14 protein-coding genes are annotated in these 13,452 nt (G+C 62.9%); 7 read left to right on the forward strand and 7 right to left on the reverse strand.

Annotated features, from left to right (window positions below):
- Positions 1-76: 76 nt before the first annotated feature.
- Positions 77-574 carry a DUF4124 domain-containing protein gene (locus VIM12_RS10555; protein WP_331941587.1) on the reverse strand — a complete coding sequence of 166 codons (498 nt, stop codon included), beginning with the start codon at positions 572-574 and terminating at the stop codon, positions 77-79.
- Between the two features lie 161 nt (positions 575-735).
- A complete protein-coding gene (glnA, locus tag VIM12_RS10560) occupies positions 736-2,151 on the reverse strand; it encodes a type I glutamate--ammonia ligase (protein ID WP_331941588.1) in 1,416 nt (471 codons plus the stop codon).
- A 396-nt stretch (positions 2,152-2,547) separates the two neighbouring features.
- Between glnA and VIM12_RS10565 the strand changes: the two genes are divergently transcribed.
- A complete protein-coding gene (locus VIM12_RS10565; protein WP_331941589.1) occupies positions 2,548-3,000 on the forward strand; it encodes a rhodanese-like domain-containing protein in 453 nt (150 codons plus the stop codon).
- Positions 3,001-3,003: 3 nt separating this feature from the next.
- On the opposite strand, the gene VIM12_RS10570 is transcribed toward VIM12_RS10565, so the two are convergent.
- The 4 genes from VIM12_RS10570 to orn all read right to left on the reverse strand — a co-directional run bounded on the left by VIM12_RS10570 (position 3,004) and on the right by orn (position 7,588).
- Positions 3,004-4,359, reverse strand: a complete 1,356-nt coding sequence (locus tag VIM12_RS10570; protein WP_331941590.1) for a TAXI family TRAP transporter solute-binding subunit — start codon at positions 4,357-4,359, stop codon at positions 3,004-3,006.
- A gap of 83 nt (positions 4,360-4,442) precedes the next feature.
- Positions 4,443-5,018 (reverse strand): hypothetical protein, encoded by a 576-nt coding sequence (locus tag VIM12_RS10575; protein ID WP_331941591.1) that lies wholly within the window; start codon positions 5,016-5,018, stop codon positions 4,443-4,445.
- A gap of 231 nt (positions 5,019-5,249) precedes the next feature.
- Positions 5,250-6,914 (reverse strand): peptide chain release factor 3, encoded by a 1,665-nt coding sequence (locus VIM12_RS10580; protein WP_331941592.1) that lies wholly within the window; start codon positions 6,912-6,914, stop codon positions 5,250-5,252.
- 86 nt (positions 6,915-7,000) lie between these two features.
- Entirely contained in the window at positions 7,001-7,588 is a 588-nt protein-coding gene (gene orn / locus VIM12_RS10585; RefSeq protein WP_331941593.1) for an oligoribonuclease, read from the reverse strand.
- Between the two features lie 41 nt (positions 7,589-7,629).
- Between orn and VIM12_RS10590 the strand changes: the two genes are divergently transcribed.
- The 3 genes from VIM12_RS10590 to rsgA are packed head-to-tail and all read left to right on the forward strand — an operon-like array spanning position 7,630 to position 10,145.
- Positions 7,630-8,889, forward strand: coding sequence for a M48 family metallopeptidase (locus VIM12_RS10590; RefSeq protein WP_331941595.1), 1,260 nt, complete (start codon positions 7,630-7,632; stop codon positions 8,887-8,889).
- Positions 8,890-8,901: 12 nt separating this feature from the next.
- On the forward strand, positions 8,902-9,252 hold the full coding sequence (locus VIM12_RS10595; protein WP_331941596.1) for a 4a-hydroxytetrahydrobiopterin dehydratase: 351 nt from the start codon (positions 8,902-8,904) through the stop codon (positions 9,250-9,252).
- Positions 9,249-10,145, forward strand: coding sequence for a ribosome small subunit-dependent GTPase A (gene rsgA / locus VIM12_RS10600; RefSeq protein ID WP_331941597.1), 897 nt, complete (start codon positions 9,249-9,251; stop codon positions 10,143-10,145). The genes VIM12_RS10595 and rsgA overlap by 4 nt, the downstream gene beginning before the upstream one ends.
- Here rsgA and VIM12_RS10605 read toward each other — a convergent pair.
- Entirely contained in the window at positions 10,139-10,615 is a 477-nt protein-coding gene (locus VIM12_RS10605) for a DUF2269 domain-containing protein (protein ID WP_331941598.1), read from the reverse strand. The genes rsgA and VIM12_RS10605 overlap by 7 nt on opposite strands.
- 148 nt (positions 10,616-10,763) lie before the next feature.
- On the opposite strand from VIM12_RS10605, the gene argF reads away from it, so the two are divergent.
- The 3 genes from argF to VIM12_RS10620 all read left to right on the forward strand — a co-directional run bounded on the left by argF (position 10,764) and on the right by VIM12_RS10620 (position 13,431).
- Positions 10,764-11,678: an ornithine carbamoyltransferase gene (argF, locus tag VIM12_RS10610; protein ID WP_331941599.1), complete on the forward strand. Its 915-nt coding sequence runs from the start codon at positions 10,764-10,766 to the stop codon at positions 11,676-11,678.
- 67 nt (positions 11,679-11,745) lie between these two features.
- Positions 11,746-13,083 (forward strand): argininosuccinate synthase, encoded by a 1,338-nt coding sequence (gene argG / locus VIM12_RS10615; RefSeq protein WP_331941600.1) that lies wholly within the window; start codon positions 11,746-11,748, stop codon positions 13,081-13,083.
- A gap of 27 nt (positions 13,084-13,110) precedes the next feature.
- Positions 13,111-13,431 carry a pyrimidine/purine nucleoside phosphorylase gene (locus VIM12_RS10620; RefSeq protein ID WP_331941601.1) on the forward strand — a complete coding sequence of 107 codons (321 nt, stop codon included), beginning with the start codon at positions 13,111-13,113 and terminating at the stop codon, positions 13,429-13,431.
- The last annotated feature ends 21 nt before the right edge of the window (positions 13,432-13,452 follow it).

Below are 13,452 nucleotides of genomic sequence, written 5' to 3' on the forward strand. Positions count from 1 at the left end.
AAAAGAAAGGGCCGCTTTCAGCGGCCCGGTTGATGCAAGCGTCATACCCGACGGTACGCGTGGCGCGCCGGTTTCATTATTTCAGGTTCGCGATCTCGCGGCGCAGCGCCTCGACATTCTTTTCGGTGCGGGCAATGTCGTCCTTCATGCCGGCCACACGGTCCTGGTACTTTGCGTAGTTGCGCTCGTCGCCGCGCCGCTCCGGCTCGCCGTTGTTGAATTCCTTCTTCAGGCTGGCCAGCTTCTGCTCCTCGATCCGCATCTCGTCCAGCAGGATCTGGCGGCGGTCGTTGTCGCGTGCGCGCTGGGTCTCGCCGTCGACCTTGGGGAAATCCGGTGCCGGGTTCGATGGCTTTGCGGCGGCGCTTTGCAGCACCGGCTTCTTGGCAACCTGCGCAGGGGCGGGAATCATGGTGATGCCCGGCAGGTCGATCTTGCGGCACCCCTTGGTCGCGCCGGTGTTCTTGTATTCCTTCTTGCCGTTCTCGTCGACGCAAAGAAAGACTTCGTTCTGCGCCAACGCCTGGCCGGTCGCGCATGCAAGGACCAGCAGGACAATCATTGACTGTTTCATATCATTCCGAAGAGAAACCATGGCGGATAGTAGTTTAGGGTAAGTCGGGGAGCATGACAAACCACCCGTCTCAGAGCAACCCCGCGTGCAACAGTTCCCTAAAAGAAAAACGGGGAAAGCCTGCGCTTTCCCCGTCCTTGCCGACCTGGCACCGTCGCTGATTACAGCGAGTAGTACATGTCGAATTCGATCGGATGCGTCGTCATGCGGAAGCGCTGGACTTCCTGCATCTTCAGCTCGATGTAGGCATCGATCATGGTGTCGCTGAACACGCCGCCACGGGTCAGGAACTCGCGATCCTTGTCGAGGTACTCGAGCGCCTGCTCCAGCGAGGAGCAGACGGTCGGGATCTTTGCGTCTTCTTCCGGCGGCAGGTGGTACAGGTCCTTGGTCGCGGCTTCGCCCGGGTGGATCTTGTTCTGCACGCCGTCCAGGCCTGCCATCAGCAGTGCGGAGAAGCACAGGTACGGATTGGACAGGGGATCAGGGAAGCGCGCTTCGACGCGACGGCCCTTCGGGTTTGCCACGTGCGGGATGCGGATCGAAGCGGAACGGTTGCGTGCCGAGTAGGCCAGCTTGACCGGCGCCTCGAAGCCCGGAACCAGGCGCTTGTACGAGTTGGTGCCCGGATTGGTGATGGCGTTCAGCGCGCGCGCATGCTTGATGATGCCGCCGATGTAGTACAGCGCGAAGTCGGACAGGCCGGCATAGCCGTCGCCTGCGAACAGGTTCTGGCCATCCTTCCATACGGATTGGTGCACGTGCATGCCCGAGCCGTTGTCGCCGACCAGCGGCTTCGGCATGAAGGTCGCGGTCTTGCCGTAGGTGTGGGCGACGTTCCAGATCACGTACTTCATGTTCTGGGTCCAGTCGGCGCGCTGCACCAGGGTCGAGAACTTGGTGCCGAGTTCGTTCTGGCCTGCGCCGGCGACTTCGTGGTGGTGCACTTCAACCGGGATGCCCATCGCTTCGAGGATCAGGGACATTTCCGAGCGCATGTCCTGGAAGCTGTCGACCGGGGGAACCGGGAAGTAGCCGCCCTTGACGGTCGGACGATGGCCGGTATTGCCGCCTTCGAGCTCCTTGCCGGTGGACCAGGATGCTTCTTCCGAGCCGATCTTGACGAAGCAGCCGGACATGTCGACCTTCCAGCGCACGTTGTCGAAGATGAAGAACTCGGGTTCCGGGCCGAAGTAGGCGGTGTCGCCCAGGCCGGAGGACTTCAGGTAGGCTTCCGCGCGCTTGGCGATGGAACGCGGGTCGCGGTCATAGCCCTTGCCGTCCGACGGTTCGATCACGTCGCACTGCATGAACATCGTCGTCTCTTCCATGAACGGGTCGATGTTGGCGGTATTCGGATCCGGCATCAGCAGCATGTCCGAGGCTTCAATGCCCTTCCAGCCGGCGATCGAGGAACCGTCGAACGCGTGGCCGGACTCGAACTTGTCCATGCCGAACTGCGATACCGGAACGGTTACGTGCTGCTCTTTGCCTCGGGTGTCAGCGAAGCGAAAATCGACGAACTTGACTTCGTTTTCTTTCGCCATCTTCAAGACGTCTGCGGCCGTCAATGCCATGCGAATCTCCTAAATGAGCTAGTAGTTGATACAGGAATGCTGCGGTTGGTTTGAGCCGATGGTTCGTCGATGCGGGGACCGCGGATGCGCCGAAGTGCGACCAGAACACAGGCGGGGATGATAGCAGAAACCGTGCCACCAATTTGAGGAAAAACAAGTGCGCTGCACCGTCATGAAGCATGCACGTTGGCAGGAAAAGTGCGCAGATGGAACACGGATGGCGCAGCATGCTGTCAAAATGCTATGCTCTTTCGTGGTGCGTAAAAGCCGCCTGCTCACCGCCATGGTGCACCAGCGGATTTCCGCCCTCCTTTTGCACTTTTCTGGTGCGCCGCTTGCCCGATCGCCGTTGCCCGCTTGAAGGCTAGAATGACGTACTGAAAGGAGCGCAAACACATGGACATTATTGAAAATGGACGCCTGCGTGGCAGGCAGCAGGCCCTGCCTTATGCAGGGGCACTGACGCCGGCGGAAGCCTACGACTTGCTTCAGCAGGATCCGCGGGTGCGGCTCGTCGACGTACGGACCGACGCCGAGCGCGACTGGGTGGGGCGGCCGGCGATCCCCGATCCTCAGCACGCCTCGGTGCAGTGGAGCCTCTACCCCGGCGGCACGCCCAACCCGGACTTCCTGCGCCAGCTGGACGAGGTGGCGGGCAAGGACGACGTACTGCTGTTCCTTTGCCGCTCGGGCGTGCGGTCGCGCCATGCAGCCAGGCTGGCCACCGAGCATGGCTATGTAAACTGCTTCGACATCCTCGAAGGCTTCGAAGGCGACAAGGACCAGCAGGGCCACAGGAAGACCGTCGGCGGCTGGTGCCACGCGGGCCTTCCATGGAAAGGCGCCTGATCGCTACTGCTGCAGCGAAGCGCGGCCGTCGTCCGCGCGCGGAGACAGCAACCGCCGGCGCACGAAGTTGATGTGGCTGCGCAAGCCATACAGCTCGTCTGCGAACGAGAGCGGTATCGAAATCCGGTTGACCCGCTCCTCGATCTCGTTAAGACGCTGCAACTGGACGGCATGCACGTCCGGCCGGCGCTCCGGCGGCGCCTCCTCCACCGCCTGTTCGACTTCGCGCAACTGCCCGTACCAACGGTAGACGCGCGAGCGCACCTTCCACACATAGAGCGGCGGAATGATGCGCGACAGCGGCAGGATCAGCGCACCCAGCGCGACCACGACGACCCACATCCGCTGCAGGAAATTCGCGAGCCAGAACGGCAGATAGCGCTGCAGGAAAGGCTGGTCGCCCTGATAGAACTTGGCCGCGGCGGCGGCCACCGGGATCTCGGTATAGCTGGCAGTCGGAAACTCCCCCTTCTTCTGGAACCAGCCGGCGTCGCCGTGGATGCGGTCCGCCGACTGCACCAGCAGGTCGACCAGTGCCGGATGCAGCGATTCGCGCGCAACCAGGGTGGCAGTGGGCGCAATCAGATGGTAGTCCTTCGGCGGCAGGTCGCGGCCGAGATCGACGATGCCGCGCGGGAGCGTGACGTGCGTCAGGAACGGAAAGCGGCGGGTGTAGGCCTCCGCCTGGGCAAAATCGAACAGCCGGATGCCGGGCGTCTGCAGCAGCATCTGTATCAGCGGCGCATCCGGCGCCGAACTGAACACCAGCCCGTCAATGCGTCCTTCCAGCAGTGCCACGGTCGCGGGCGTGTTCTGCAGCATGTCGAGGCGAAGCGCGCCGGCCTCCACACCGTTCACCTCCAGGATCTTGCGAAACAGGTCGGGGACGCCGGTGCCTTCCGGTCCGACATTGATGCGCATGCCCTTCAACTGCGACAGGCGTGTGAGCTCGCGCCGCGTGAACAGCCATACGGGCTCCGTGAACAGGCTGCCGAGCGACACCAGCCCGCTGCGCTCGGCCTCCTCCTGTCCGGTCGAACCGCTCTGGACAAAGGCGATGTCAATGCCGGAGTCCGGGTCGCGCAAGCGCTGCAGGTTCTCCCGCGAACCAAGCGAGGATCGCAGCTCCACGGTGATGCCGAATTTCTCCAGCGAGGCGGCATATTGCTTGCCAAGGGCTTCATAGGCACTGTTCTCCTGGCCGGTTCCGATCACCACCCTGCGCGGCGGGGACGGATCGACCAGCCAGTAGGCCAGCAGGCAGGTAGCGAGGATGGCAACGGCCGCGGGGCCGGCGGCGACCAGGAGATCGCGCAGCGAGAAACGGGTGAAGCGAGTGAAGCGGAGAATTTTCGGCATGCGTGGCCCTGAAGGAAGCAGGGGTCACACGATGCCAAGAAATGTGCTTGCCTGCAAGCGGCAGGCAAGCACTTGCACGTCCGTCAACGCAAGTTGGCAACCCGGCGGATGGCGGGACTGGCGCCGCGCGGCAGGAGGATCGACCGGTGGCCGCGCCCGCGGGTGGGGGAACCATCCGACAGCATCTGTGCGGCGATCGAAAACCAGTCCTCCACGGACAGCAGGCGCCGGGCGAGGGGCAGCAGTTCCTGCTCCTCGCGGTCGAGCCGGCAGGACATGGTGTGGCAGTAGCCGTCCACCACCTCCCGCACCTGCTCCGGCCGGTGCAGGCGTACATCGAAAGCGGTGCGCACCTGTTCGCGGAAGGTGCTGAGCATGGCGGCGGCGCGCGCGCTCAGCGCGTCGAGCTCGGCCACCAGCGTTTCGGCCTCGCGCCCCATCATGCGCAGGACTGGCACAAGGTAGAGTTCGATCTTGCGGCGACGGAAGAAGTTGTCGACATGGGCCAGGCGCTGGCAGAGATTTTCTGCGAAGGGCAGATCGAGACGGGTCATTCCCTTCCACGCGTTGTGGAAATGCTGGCGCAGCCGCGCAAGCATGCTGCGGGAGCGTTCCTGTTCTGCGGCGATGGCGACGAGCGAGTATGTGGAAGTCAGCATGAGCGATCCGGGTTGCGAAGTAAGGGGCCAAGGGCAGCTCTCGCCCGCCCTCGCCTGCTCCTGGCTTCCGGGCTGGGAGAGGTGTCGAAAATCAGTCCGCCGAGTATAGGACGGCCTCTCCGGATGCCCTTGAGATGGCTCAAATCGAAATAACAACTTCCGCTAACTATCGATCTTTTGCTGCGATTGAACCTTTAAATCATGGCAACGATCATCGTCGACGTTCTCGACTCAACCAACTTTCACCGCATGTTCGCGTGTCGAGTGGAAGGTCAGCTGCGGCCAGCGTTCCTGCGTCAGCTTCAGGTTGACGCCGGAGGTGGCAAGGTACGCCATGTTACCCGCGGCGTCATAGGCGATGTTGGCCCCGGCGGAGGATCGCTCGAAATCCGCCAGCGCCTTCTTGTCGTCGCTCGATATCCAGCGTGCACTGCTGATGCTGGCAGCTTCGAACACCGCGTCCACTCCGTACTCGTTCATCAGCCGGCTCGCCACCACCTCGAACTGCAGCACGCCTACCGCGCCCAGCACCAGGTCGCCGCCGTGGACCGGCTTGAACACCTGCACCGCGCCCTCCTCGCCGAGCTGCTGCAGGCCCTTGTGCAGTTGCTTGATCTTCAGCGGGTTGCGGATGCGGACGACGCGGAAGAAATCGGGCGCGAAGTACGGGATGCCGGTGAACTGCAGCAGCTCGCCCTCGGAAAAGCTGTCCCCGATCTGCATGTTGCCGTGATTGGGCAGGCCGATGATGTCGCCGGCGTAGGCTTCCTCCACCTGTTCCCGGCTGGAGGCCATGAAGGTGACCACGCTGGACACCTTGATCTCGCGGTTCAGCCGCAGGTGCCTGATCTTCATCCCGCGTTCGAAGCGACCGGAACAGACGCGCAGGAAGGCAATGCGGTCGCGGTGCGCGGGGTCCATGTTGGCCTGGATCTTGAACACGAAACCCGAGAACGGCGTCTCCCGGGGCTCCACCGCGCGCACCGAGGCGTCACGGTGGCGCGGCGGCGGCGCCCAGTCGAGCAGGGCATTGAGGATTTCACGCACGCCGAAGTTGTTGATCGCGGAGCCAAAGAAGACCGGCGTCTGGATGCCGGCCAGGAAGGACTCCAGGTCGAACGGATGAGAAGCGCCGTGCACCAGCTCGACCTCCATCTTCAGCTGCTCCATCTCGAGCGGGAACATCTCGGCCAGGCGCGGGTTGTCGATGCCCTTGATGACCTCGAACTCCTGGTCGGCGCGCTCCTCGCCGGCCTTGAACAGCAGGATCTCGTCGCGCAGCAGGTGGTAGACGCCGCGGAAGTTCTTGCCCATGCCGATCGGCCAGGTCACCGGCGCGCACTGGATCTTGAGCACCGACTCCACTTCGTCGAGCAGTTCCAGCGGGTCGCGGGTTTCGCGATCCATCTTGTTCATGAACGTCAGGATCGGCGTCGCGCGCATGCGGCAGACGTTGAGCAGCTTGATGGTCTGCTCTTCCACGCCCTTGGCGGCGTCGATGACCATCAGCGCCGAGTCCACGGCGGTCAGCACGCGGTAGGTATCCTCGGAAAAATCCTGGTGACCGGGGGTGTCGAGCAGGTTCACCACGTGCTCGCGGTACTCGAACTGCATGACCGAGCTGGCCACGGAGATGCCGCGCTGCTTCTCGATCTCCATCCAGTCGGAGGTCGCATGGCGTCCGCTCTTGCGGGCCTTCACGGTGCCGGCGAGCTGGATCGCGCCGGAGAACAGCAGCAGCTTTTCCGTCAGCGTGGTCTTGCCGGCGTCAGGGTGGGAGATGATGCCGAAGGTGCGCCGGCGCGCCACTTCGCGCGCGATGAGTTCGGTCGGTACCTTGCGGTTCTCGACATTGTCGGTTGCGTCCGGGGACGTCAGGTCGGGTGCGGAGGCCATGATGCGCCTTGAAAATGAAAATGAATCACGGGGGCCGCCTGCTGAACGCGCCGGACGGCCGGGGGAATATGGCTGCCGGACGACGGTCAGAGCTTGATGAAGTGCTCGCGGTAATAGCGCAGTTCCTCGATCGACTCGACGATATCGGCCAGCGCGGTGTGCTTCTGTGCCTTCTTGAAACCCGACGCGATTTCCGGCTTCCAGCGCTTGCAGAGCTCCTTCAGCGTCGACACATCCAGATTGCGGTAATGGAAGAACGCCTCCAGCTTCGGCATTCCCCGCGCCATGAAGCGCCGGTCCTGGCAGATGCTGTTGCCGCACATGGGCGACTTTCCGGCCGGGACGTACTGTTTCAGGAAGGCGATCAGCGCTGTCTCCGCCTCAGCCTCGGTCACGGTCGATGCCTTGACGCGGTCGATGAGTCCGGAGCGGCCGTGCGTGCCCTTGTTCCAGGCGTCCATGCGGTCCAGCACTTCGTCCGGTTGATGGATTGCAAATACCGGACCTTCGCCGATCACGTTCAGGTCGGAATCGGTGACGACCACCGCCACCTCGATGATACGGTCGTTGTCGGGGTCGAGTCCGGTCATCTCCATGTCGAGCCAGACCAGGTTGAACTCGTTCGGTCGTGCCGGCGCCTGGCCGACGGTATTGTTTTCAGTCGCTTGTGACATAATTTGTCCCTTCTCAATCCGCCATTTTCTCACAGCACAGCATGTCTTCCATCACGTTTTCGGCGCTCTTCGTCAGCTTCCTCGTCGCCACCCTGGCGCTGCGGTTCTGGCTGGGCTCGCGCCATATCCGGCATGTGCTTGCGCATCGGAACGCAGTCCCGGCGGAATTTGCAGAAAAGATTCCATTGTATGCGCACCAGAAAGCGGCCGATTACACCGTGGCCAAGACCAAGCTCGGACTGGTCTCGCTCCTGGTCAACGCCGGCATCCTGATCGGCTTCACCCTGCTGGGCGGCCTGCAGTGGCTATCGGTCGAGGTGTTCGGGCTGACCGGCGGCGGCATGCGCTATCAGCTCGCGCTGCTTGCGGCATTCGGCCTGCTGTCCGCCCTGATCGAACTGCCCTTCGACTACTACCGGCAATTCGTGCTGGAGGCGCGCTTCGGCTTCAACAAGATGACCCGCAAGCTGTTCTTCAGCGACCTGGCGAAGAACACCCTGGTCGCGATCGTCATCGGCCTGCCGCTGGCATGGGTGATACTCGTGCTGATGGAAAGCACCGGCGCTCTCTGGTGGCTGTACGCCTGGCTGGTCTGGACCGGCTTCCAGCTGCTGATGCTGGTGCTGTACCCGACGGCCATCGCGCCGCTGTTCAACAAGTTCACGCCGCTGGAGGATGAAAACCTGCGGACGCGCATCGAGGCGCTGATGCAGCGCGTCGGGTTCGCGTCCAAGGGATTGTTCGTGATGGACGGGTCCAGGCGCAGCGCGCACGGCAACGCCTATTTCTCCGGCTTCGGCGCGGCCAAGCGCATCGTGTTCTTCGATACGCTGCTCGCCCGCCTCGGGCCACAGGAGATCGAAGCGGTGCTCGCCCATGAACTGGGTCATTTCAAGCTCAGGCATGTGCTGAAACGGATCGCCGTGATGTTTGCGCTCTCGCTCGCCTTCCTCGCCCTGCTCGGCTATCTGAAGCAGCAGGTCTGGTTCTTCACCGGGCTGGGCGTGGATCCGATGCTGCTCGGCGTAAACGATGCGATGGCGCTGATCCTGTTCATGCTGGCGCTGCCGGTGTTCACCTTCGTGTTTTCGCCGCTGAGCTCGATCACCTCCCGCAAGCACGAGTTCGAGGCGGATGCCTTCGCGGCCCGCCATACGGATGCGCAGGACCTGGTGTCGGCGCTGGTCAAGCTGTACGAGGACAACGCGTCCACGCTGACCCCCGACCCCCTGCATTCCGCCTTCTACGATTCGCATCCGCCGGCAAGCGTGCGCATCCACCACCTGCTTGCCGGACGATGAAAGGAAAAACACATGGTTACTGCATCCGAATTGATTACGAAGAAGGGCCGCCACCTGGAGACAGGACTCGATGAAACCCAGATCAAGGAATACCTGGGGGCCGTCGAGGGATGGTCGCTGCAGGAAGGAAAGCTGGTCCGCAGTTTCGAGTTCGCCAACTACCACGAGACCCTGGCTTTCGTGAATGCCGTCGCCTGGCCGGTGCACGCCGACGACCATCATCCCGAACTGACGGTGACCTACAACCGTTGCGTGGTGAAGTTCGACACCCACTCGGTGAACGGCGGACGCGGCGGCATTTCCGAAAACGACTTCATCCTTGCGGCCAAGGTCGACGCCATCTACCGGCAGAAGACACGGTGACGAGCGAGGAAAGCGGCACCGTGATCGCCGCGCACGGGAGGCATTACCTGGTGGAAGTCGGGGATGTCCGCCTCCAGTGCGTCACCCGCGGCAAGAAGAGCGACGTCGCGGTGGGTGACGTCGTCCGCCTCAAGCGCACGTCGGCCGACCAGGGCGTGATCGAGTCGATCGGCGAACGCCGCACCCTGCTCTACCGCTCCGACCAGTACAAGTCCAAGCTGCTGGCGGCCAACCTGACACAGCTGTTCGTCGTGGTCGCCACCGAACCGGGTTTTTCGGACGACCTGGTCTCGCGCGCGCTGGTCGCTGCGGAAGCCGGAGGCATCGCAGCCCACCTGGTGCTGAACAAGATCGATGTCGAGACGGCGCTGCCCCGCGCGCGCGAACGGCTCGCGCTTTACGCCGGCCTGGGCTATCCGGTCCATGAAGTGTCCGCCACCGCGGCGCCCGAAGCGACACGGACTACCCTGCTGCCCTTGCTGCAGGGGCAGTCGACGATCCTGATCGGCCAGTCCGGGATGGGCAAATCCTCGTTGATCAACCTGCTGGTGCCGGACGCCGACATCGCCACCCGGGAAATTTCCGCCGCCCTCGATTCCGGCAAGCACACGACGACCTTCACCCGGCTGTACCGCATGGGCAGCGACGCTGCGATCATCGACTCGCCGGGTTTCCAGGAATTCGGCCTCCACCATCTCAGCGAGGGCATGCTGGAGCGCGCCTTTCGCGAGTTCGCCCCGCATCTCGGCCATTGCCGCTTCTACAACTGCCACCACCTGACAGAACCCGGCTGCGCGGTACTGTCGGCCGTGGCGTCCGGCGAAATCGCGGGCATGCGGCACGACCTGTACCGGCAGCTCGTGCACGAATCGGAGCAGACCATCGGCTATTGACCGAATGTCGGCTTCGTCACCATCAGGAAGTAGATCACGACCATCGCCGCGAAGGCCGGATACCCCAGCGCCTCCCACCATTTCGCGTAGCGCCAGTACGCCGCCGGCAATGCGGCGCCGGTGCGCACCGCCTGCTCGGCCAGTTTCCGCATTTGCAGCTGCAGCCAGAGCACCGGCAGCCAGCATGCGCCCGCCAGCACATACAGCAGCAGGGACCAGAGGATCCATGGCGTGTTCCACGAGAAGCCAGCCATCGCCATCAGCGCGAAACCGGTGATCGGCTGGATGAAGCCGGCCGGCGTCGTGAACATCCAGTCCGCCAGCACCACATAGCGCACCACGACCGCCTGCGCGGCGACGCTGCGGCTGCGATTGGCGCAGAACAGGTAGAAGGCGGAGCCGAAGCCGGTGCCGACCAGGACGACCGAGGACAGGATATGCAGGGTTTTCAGCAAGAGATAAGCGGACATGATCCGGGCAGCCTCGATTGTTGTCAGGATATATAGAGAATGGCGGCCGGTGACCGAATCCCGGCTGTCTTTCCTGGTACAAAAGCCATATAATTGAACAAGTTATAAACCATCGGCGGCAGGCGCCAACTTGCCGCCGTTTTCATTTATGGCAATCAAACACTTCCTGCAGTTTTCTGACTTTACGCTGGATGAATTCGACTACGTGATCGATCGCGCCCGGGTCATCAAGCGCAAATTCAAAAACTACGAGCCCTACCACCCCCTGGTGGACCGTACGCTGGTCATGGTGTTCGAGAAGAATTCGACCCGCACCCGCCTGTCCTTCGAGGCCGGCATGCACCAGCTCGGCGGCGCGGCGATCTACCTGAACACCCGCGACAGCCAGCTTGGCCGCGGCGAACCGGTCGAGGACGCGGCGCAGGTGATCTCACGGATGTGCGACATCGTGATGATCCGGACGTTCGGCCAGGAGATCATCGACCGCTTCGCGGCCCATTCACGGGTGCCGGTGATCAACGGCCTGACCAACGAGCATCATCCCTGCCAGGTGCTGGCCGACGTCTTCACCTACATCGAGCATCGCGGCACGATCAAGGGGCGCACGGTGGCCTGGATCGGCGACGCCAACAACATGCTGTACTCATGGCTGCAGGCGGCACAGGTATTCGGTTTCCACGTCAACGTCTCGACGCCGAAAGGCTACGAGATCGATACGTCCCTGGTTGCCTCCGACAACCGGAACTACACCTTCTTCCCCGATCCCGGCGACGCCTGCGCCGATGCCGACCTGGTCACCACCGACGTCTGGACCAGCATGGGTTACGAGGAGGAGAACGCCGCCCGCCTGAAGGCCTTCGACGGCTGGATCGTGGACGCGGAAAAGATGCGGCGGGCCCGCCCCGACGCACTGTTCATGCATTGCCTGCCGGCCCACCGAGGCGAGGAAGTCTCCGCCGATGTCATCGACGGGCCGCAGTCGGTGGTCTGGGATGAAGCCGAGAACCGCCTGCATGTCCAGAAGGCGCTCCTTGAGTACCTGGTCCTTGGCCGGGTTGGCTGAACCGGACCCCGCCGACAGAACACGATACCGTCTTAACTACCATCACCCCGTACGCGAAGCACACATCATGTCGACCATACTTCAATCCGTTCCCGTCAACCAGAAGGTTGGCATCGCCTTTTCCGGCGGCCTCGACACCAGCGCTGCACTGCACTGGATGCGCCAGAAGGGCGCAATTCCCTATGCCTACACCGCCAACCTCGGTCAGCCCGACGAACCCGACTACAACGCGATCCCGGAAAAGGCCCGGCAATACGGCGCCGAGCAGGCGCGCCTGATCGACTGCCGCGAACAACTGGTGGCCGAGGGGATCGCCGCCCTGCAGAGCGGCGCGTTCCATGTGTCGACCGCCGGCGTCACCTACTTCAACACGACGCCGCTCGGCCGGGCAGTGACCGGCACCATGCTGGTCGCCGCGATGCAGGAGGACAACGTCGACATCTGGGGCGACGGCAGCACGTTCAAGGGCAACGACATCGAACGCTTCTATCGCTACGGCCTGCTGGTCAACCCGTCGCTGCGCATCTACAAGCCGTGGCTGGATGACCGCTTCATCCAGGAACTCGGCGGTCGCAAGGAAATGTCGGAGTTCATGATCAAGGCGGGATTCAATTACAAGATGTCGGTCGAGAAAGCCTATTCCACCGACTCGAACATGCTCGGCGCCACGCACGAGGCGAAAGACCTCGAGCACCTGAACAGCGGCATGAAGATCGTCGAACCCATCATGGGTGTCGCCTTCTGGCGCGACGACGTGGAGGTCAAGCGCGAGGAAGTCAGCGTCCGCTTCGAGGAAGGCCGCCCGGTCGCACTGAATGGCATCGTCTATTCGAACCCGGTCGACCTGATCATGGAAGCGAACCGCATCGGCGGACGCCACGGCCTCGGCATGAGCGACCAGATCGAAAACCGCATCATCGAAGCGAAGAGCCGCGGCATCTACGAAGCCCCCGGCCTGGCGCTGCTGTTCATCGCCTACGAGCGACTGGTGACGGGCATCCACAACGAGGACACGATCGAGCAATACCGCGAAAACGGCCGCCGTCTCGGCCGCCTGCTCTACCAGGGGCGCTGGTTCGATCCGCAAGCGATCATGCTGCGCGAGGCATCGCAGCGCTGGGTCGCGCGCGCTGTGACCGGTGAGGTCACGCTGGAACTCCGTCGCGGCAACGACTACTCGATCCTGAACACCGAGTCGCCCAACCTGACCTACCATCCGGAACGCCTGACCATGGAAAAGGGCGAAGGCGCGTTCTCGCCGCAGGACCGTATCGGCCAGCTGACCATGCGCAATCTCGACATTGCGGATACGCGCGACAAGCTGGGCATCTACGGCAAGGTCGGCCTGCTGGCGTCGAACCCTTCGGTTGCGCTGCCGCGCCTCGGCAAGAAAAGCGAAGAATAACGATAACGGTTCCGAGGGATACCCGACATGAGCAAGCAATTCGACCAGGTCAGCGTCGTCAAGCAGGCCAACATCTACTTCGACGGTAAATGCGTGTCGCACACGGTGATGTTCGCCGATGGCAGCCGCAAGACCATCGGCGTCATCTTCCCCTCCTCGCTGACCTTCAATACCGGCGCGCCGGAAATCATGGAGCTCAATGCGGGCAAGTGCCGCATCCGCCTGAAGGGCGAGGAAGCGTGGAAGACCTACGAGGGCGGACAGCAGTTCGAGGTCCCCGGCAACTCCAGCTTCGACATCGAGACACTGGAAACGCTGGACTACGTCTGCCATTTCGTCGCCGGCTGAAGCAGGCAGGCCCGCACCTGG

Origin of the sequence: Noviherbaspirillum sp., assembly GCF_036563305.1 — a bacterium.
Classification (GTDB): Bacteria; Pseudomonadota; Gammaproteobacteria; order Burkholderiales; family Burkholderiaceae_D; genus Noviherbaspirillum.

Excerpts from the sequence above, each read along its gene's own strand:
- VIM12_RS10580 (WP_331941592.1), bottom strand. The coding sequence starts at position 6,914 with ATGGCCTCCGCACCCGACCTGACGTCCCCGGACGCAACCGACAATGTC.
- argG (WP_331941600.1), top strand. The coding sequence starts at position 11,746 with ATGTCGACCATACTTCAATCCGTTCCCGTCAACCAGAAGGTTGGCATC.
- VIM12_RS10595 (WP_331941596.1), top strand. The coding sequence starts at position 8,902 with ATGGTTACTGCATCCGAATTGATTACGAAGAAGGGCCGCCACCTGGAG.
- glnA (WP_331941588.1), bottom strand. The coding sequence starts at position 2,151 with ATGGCATTGACGGCCGCAGACGTCTTGAAGATGGCGAAAGAAAACGAA.
- VIM12_RS10555 (WP_331941587.1), bottom strand. The coding sequence starts at position 574 with ATGAAACAGTCAATGATTGTCCTGCTGGTCCTTGCATGCGCGACCGGC.
- VIM12_RS10570 (WP_331941590.1), bottom strand. The coding sequence starts at position 4,359 with ATGCCGAAAATTCTCCGCTTCACTCGCTTCACCCGTTTCTCGCTGCGC.
- argF (WP_331941599.1), top strand. The coding sequence starts at position 10,764 with ATGGCAATCAAACACTTCCTGCAGTTTTCTGACTTTACGCTGGATGAA.
- VIM12_RS10620 (WP_331941601.1), top strand. The coding sequence starts at position 13,111 with ATGAGCAAGCAATTCGACCAGGTCAGCGTCGTCAAGCAGGCCAACATC.
- VIM12_RS10605 (WP_331941598.1), bottom strand. The coding sequence starts at position 10,615 with ATGTCCGCTTATCTCTTGCTGAAAACCCTGCATATCCTGTCCTCGGTC.
- VIM12_RS10575 (WP_331941591.1), bottom strand. The coding sequence starts at position 5,018 with ATGCTGACTTCCACATACTCGCTCGTCGCCATCGCCGCAGAACAGGAA.
- VIM12_RS10565 (WP_331941589.1), top strand. The coding sequence starts at position 2,548 with ATGGACATTATTGAAAATGGACGCCTGCGTGGCAGGCAGCAGGCCCTG.
- VIM12_RS10590 (WP_331941595.1), top strand. The coding sequence starts at position 7,630 with ATGTCTTCCATCACGTTTTCGGCGCTCTTCGTCAGCTTCCTCGTCGCC.
- orn (WP_331941593.1), bottom strand. The coding sequence starts at position 7,588 with ATGTCACAAGCGACTGAAAACAATACCGTCGGCCAGGCGCCGGCACGA.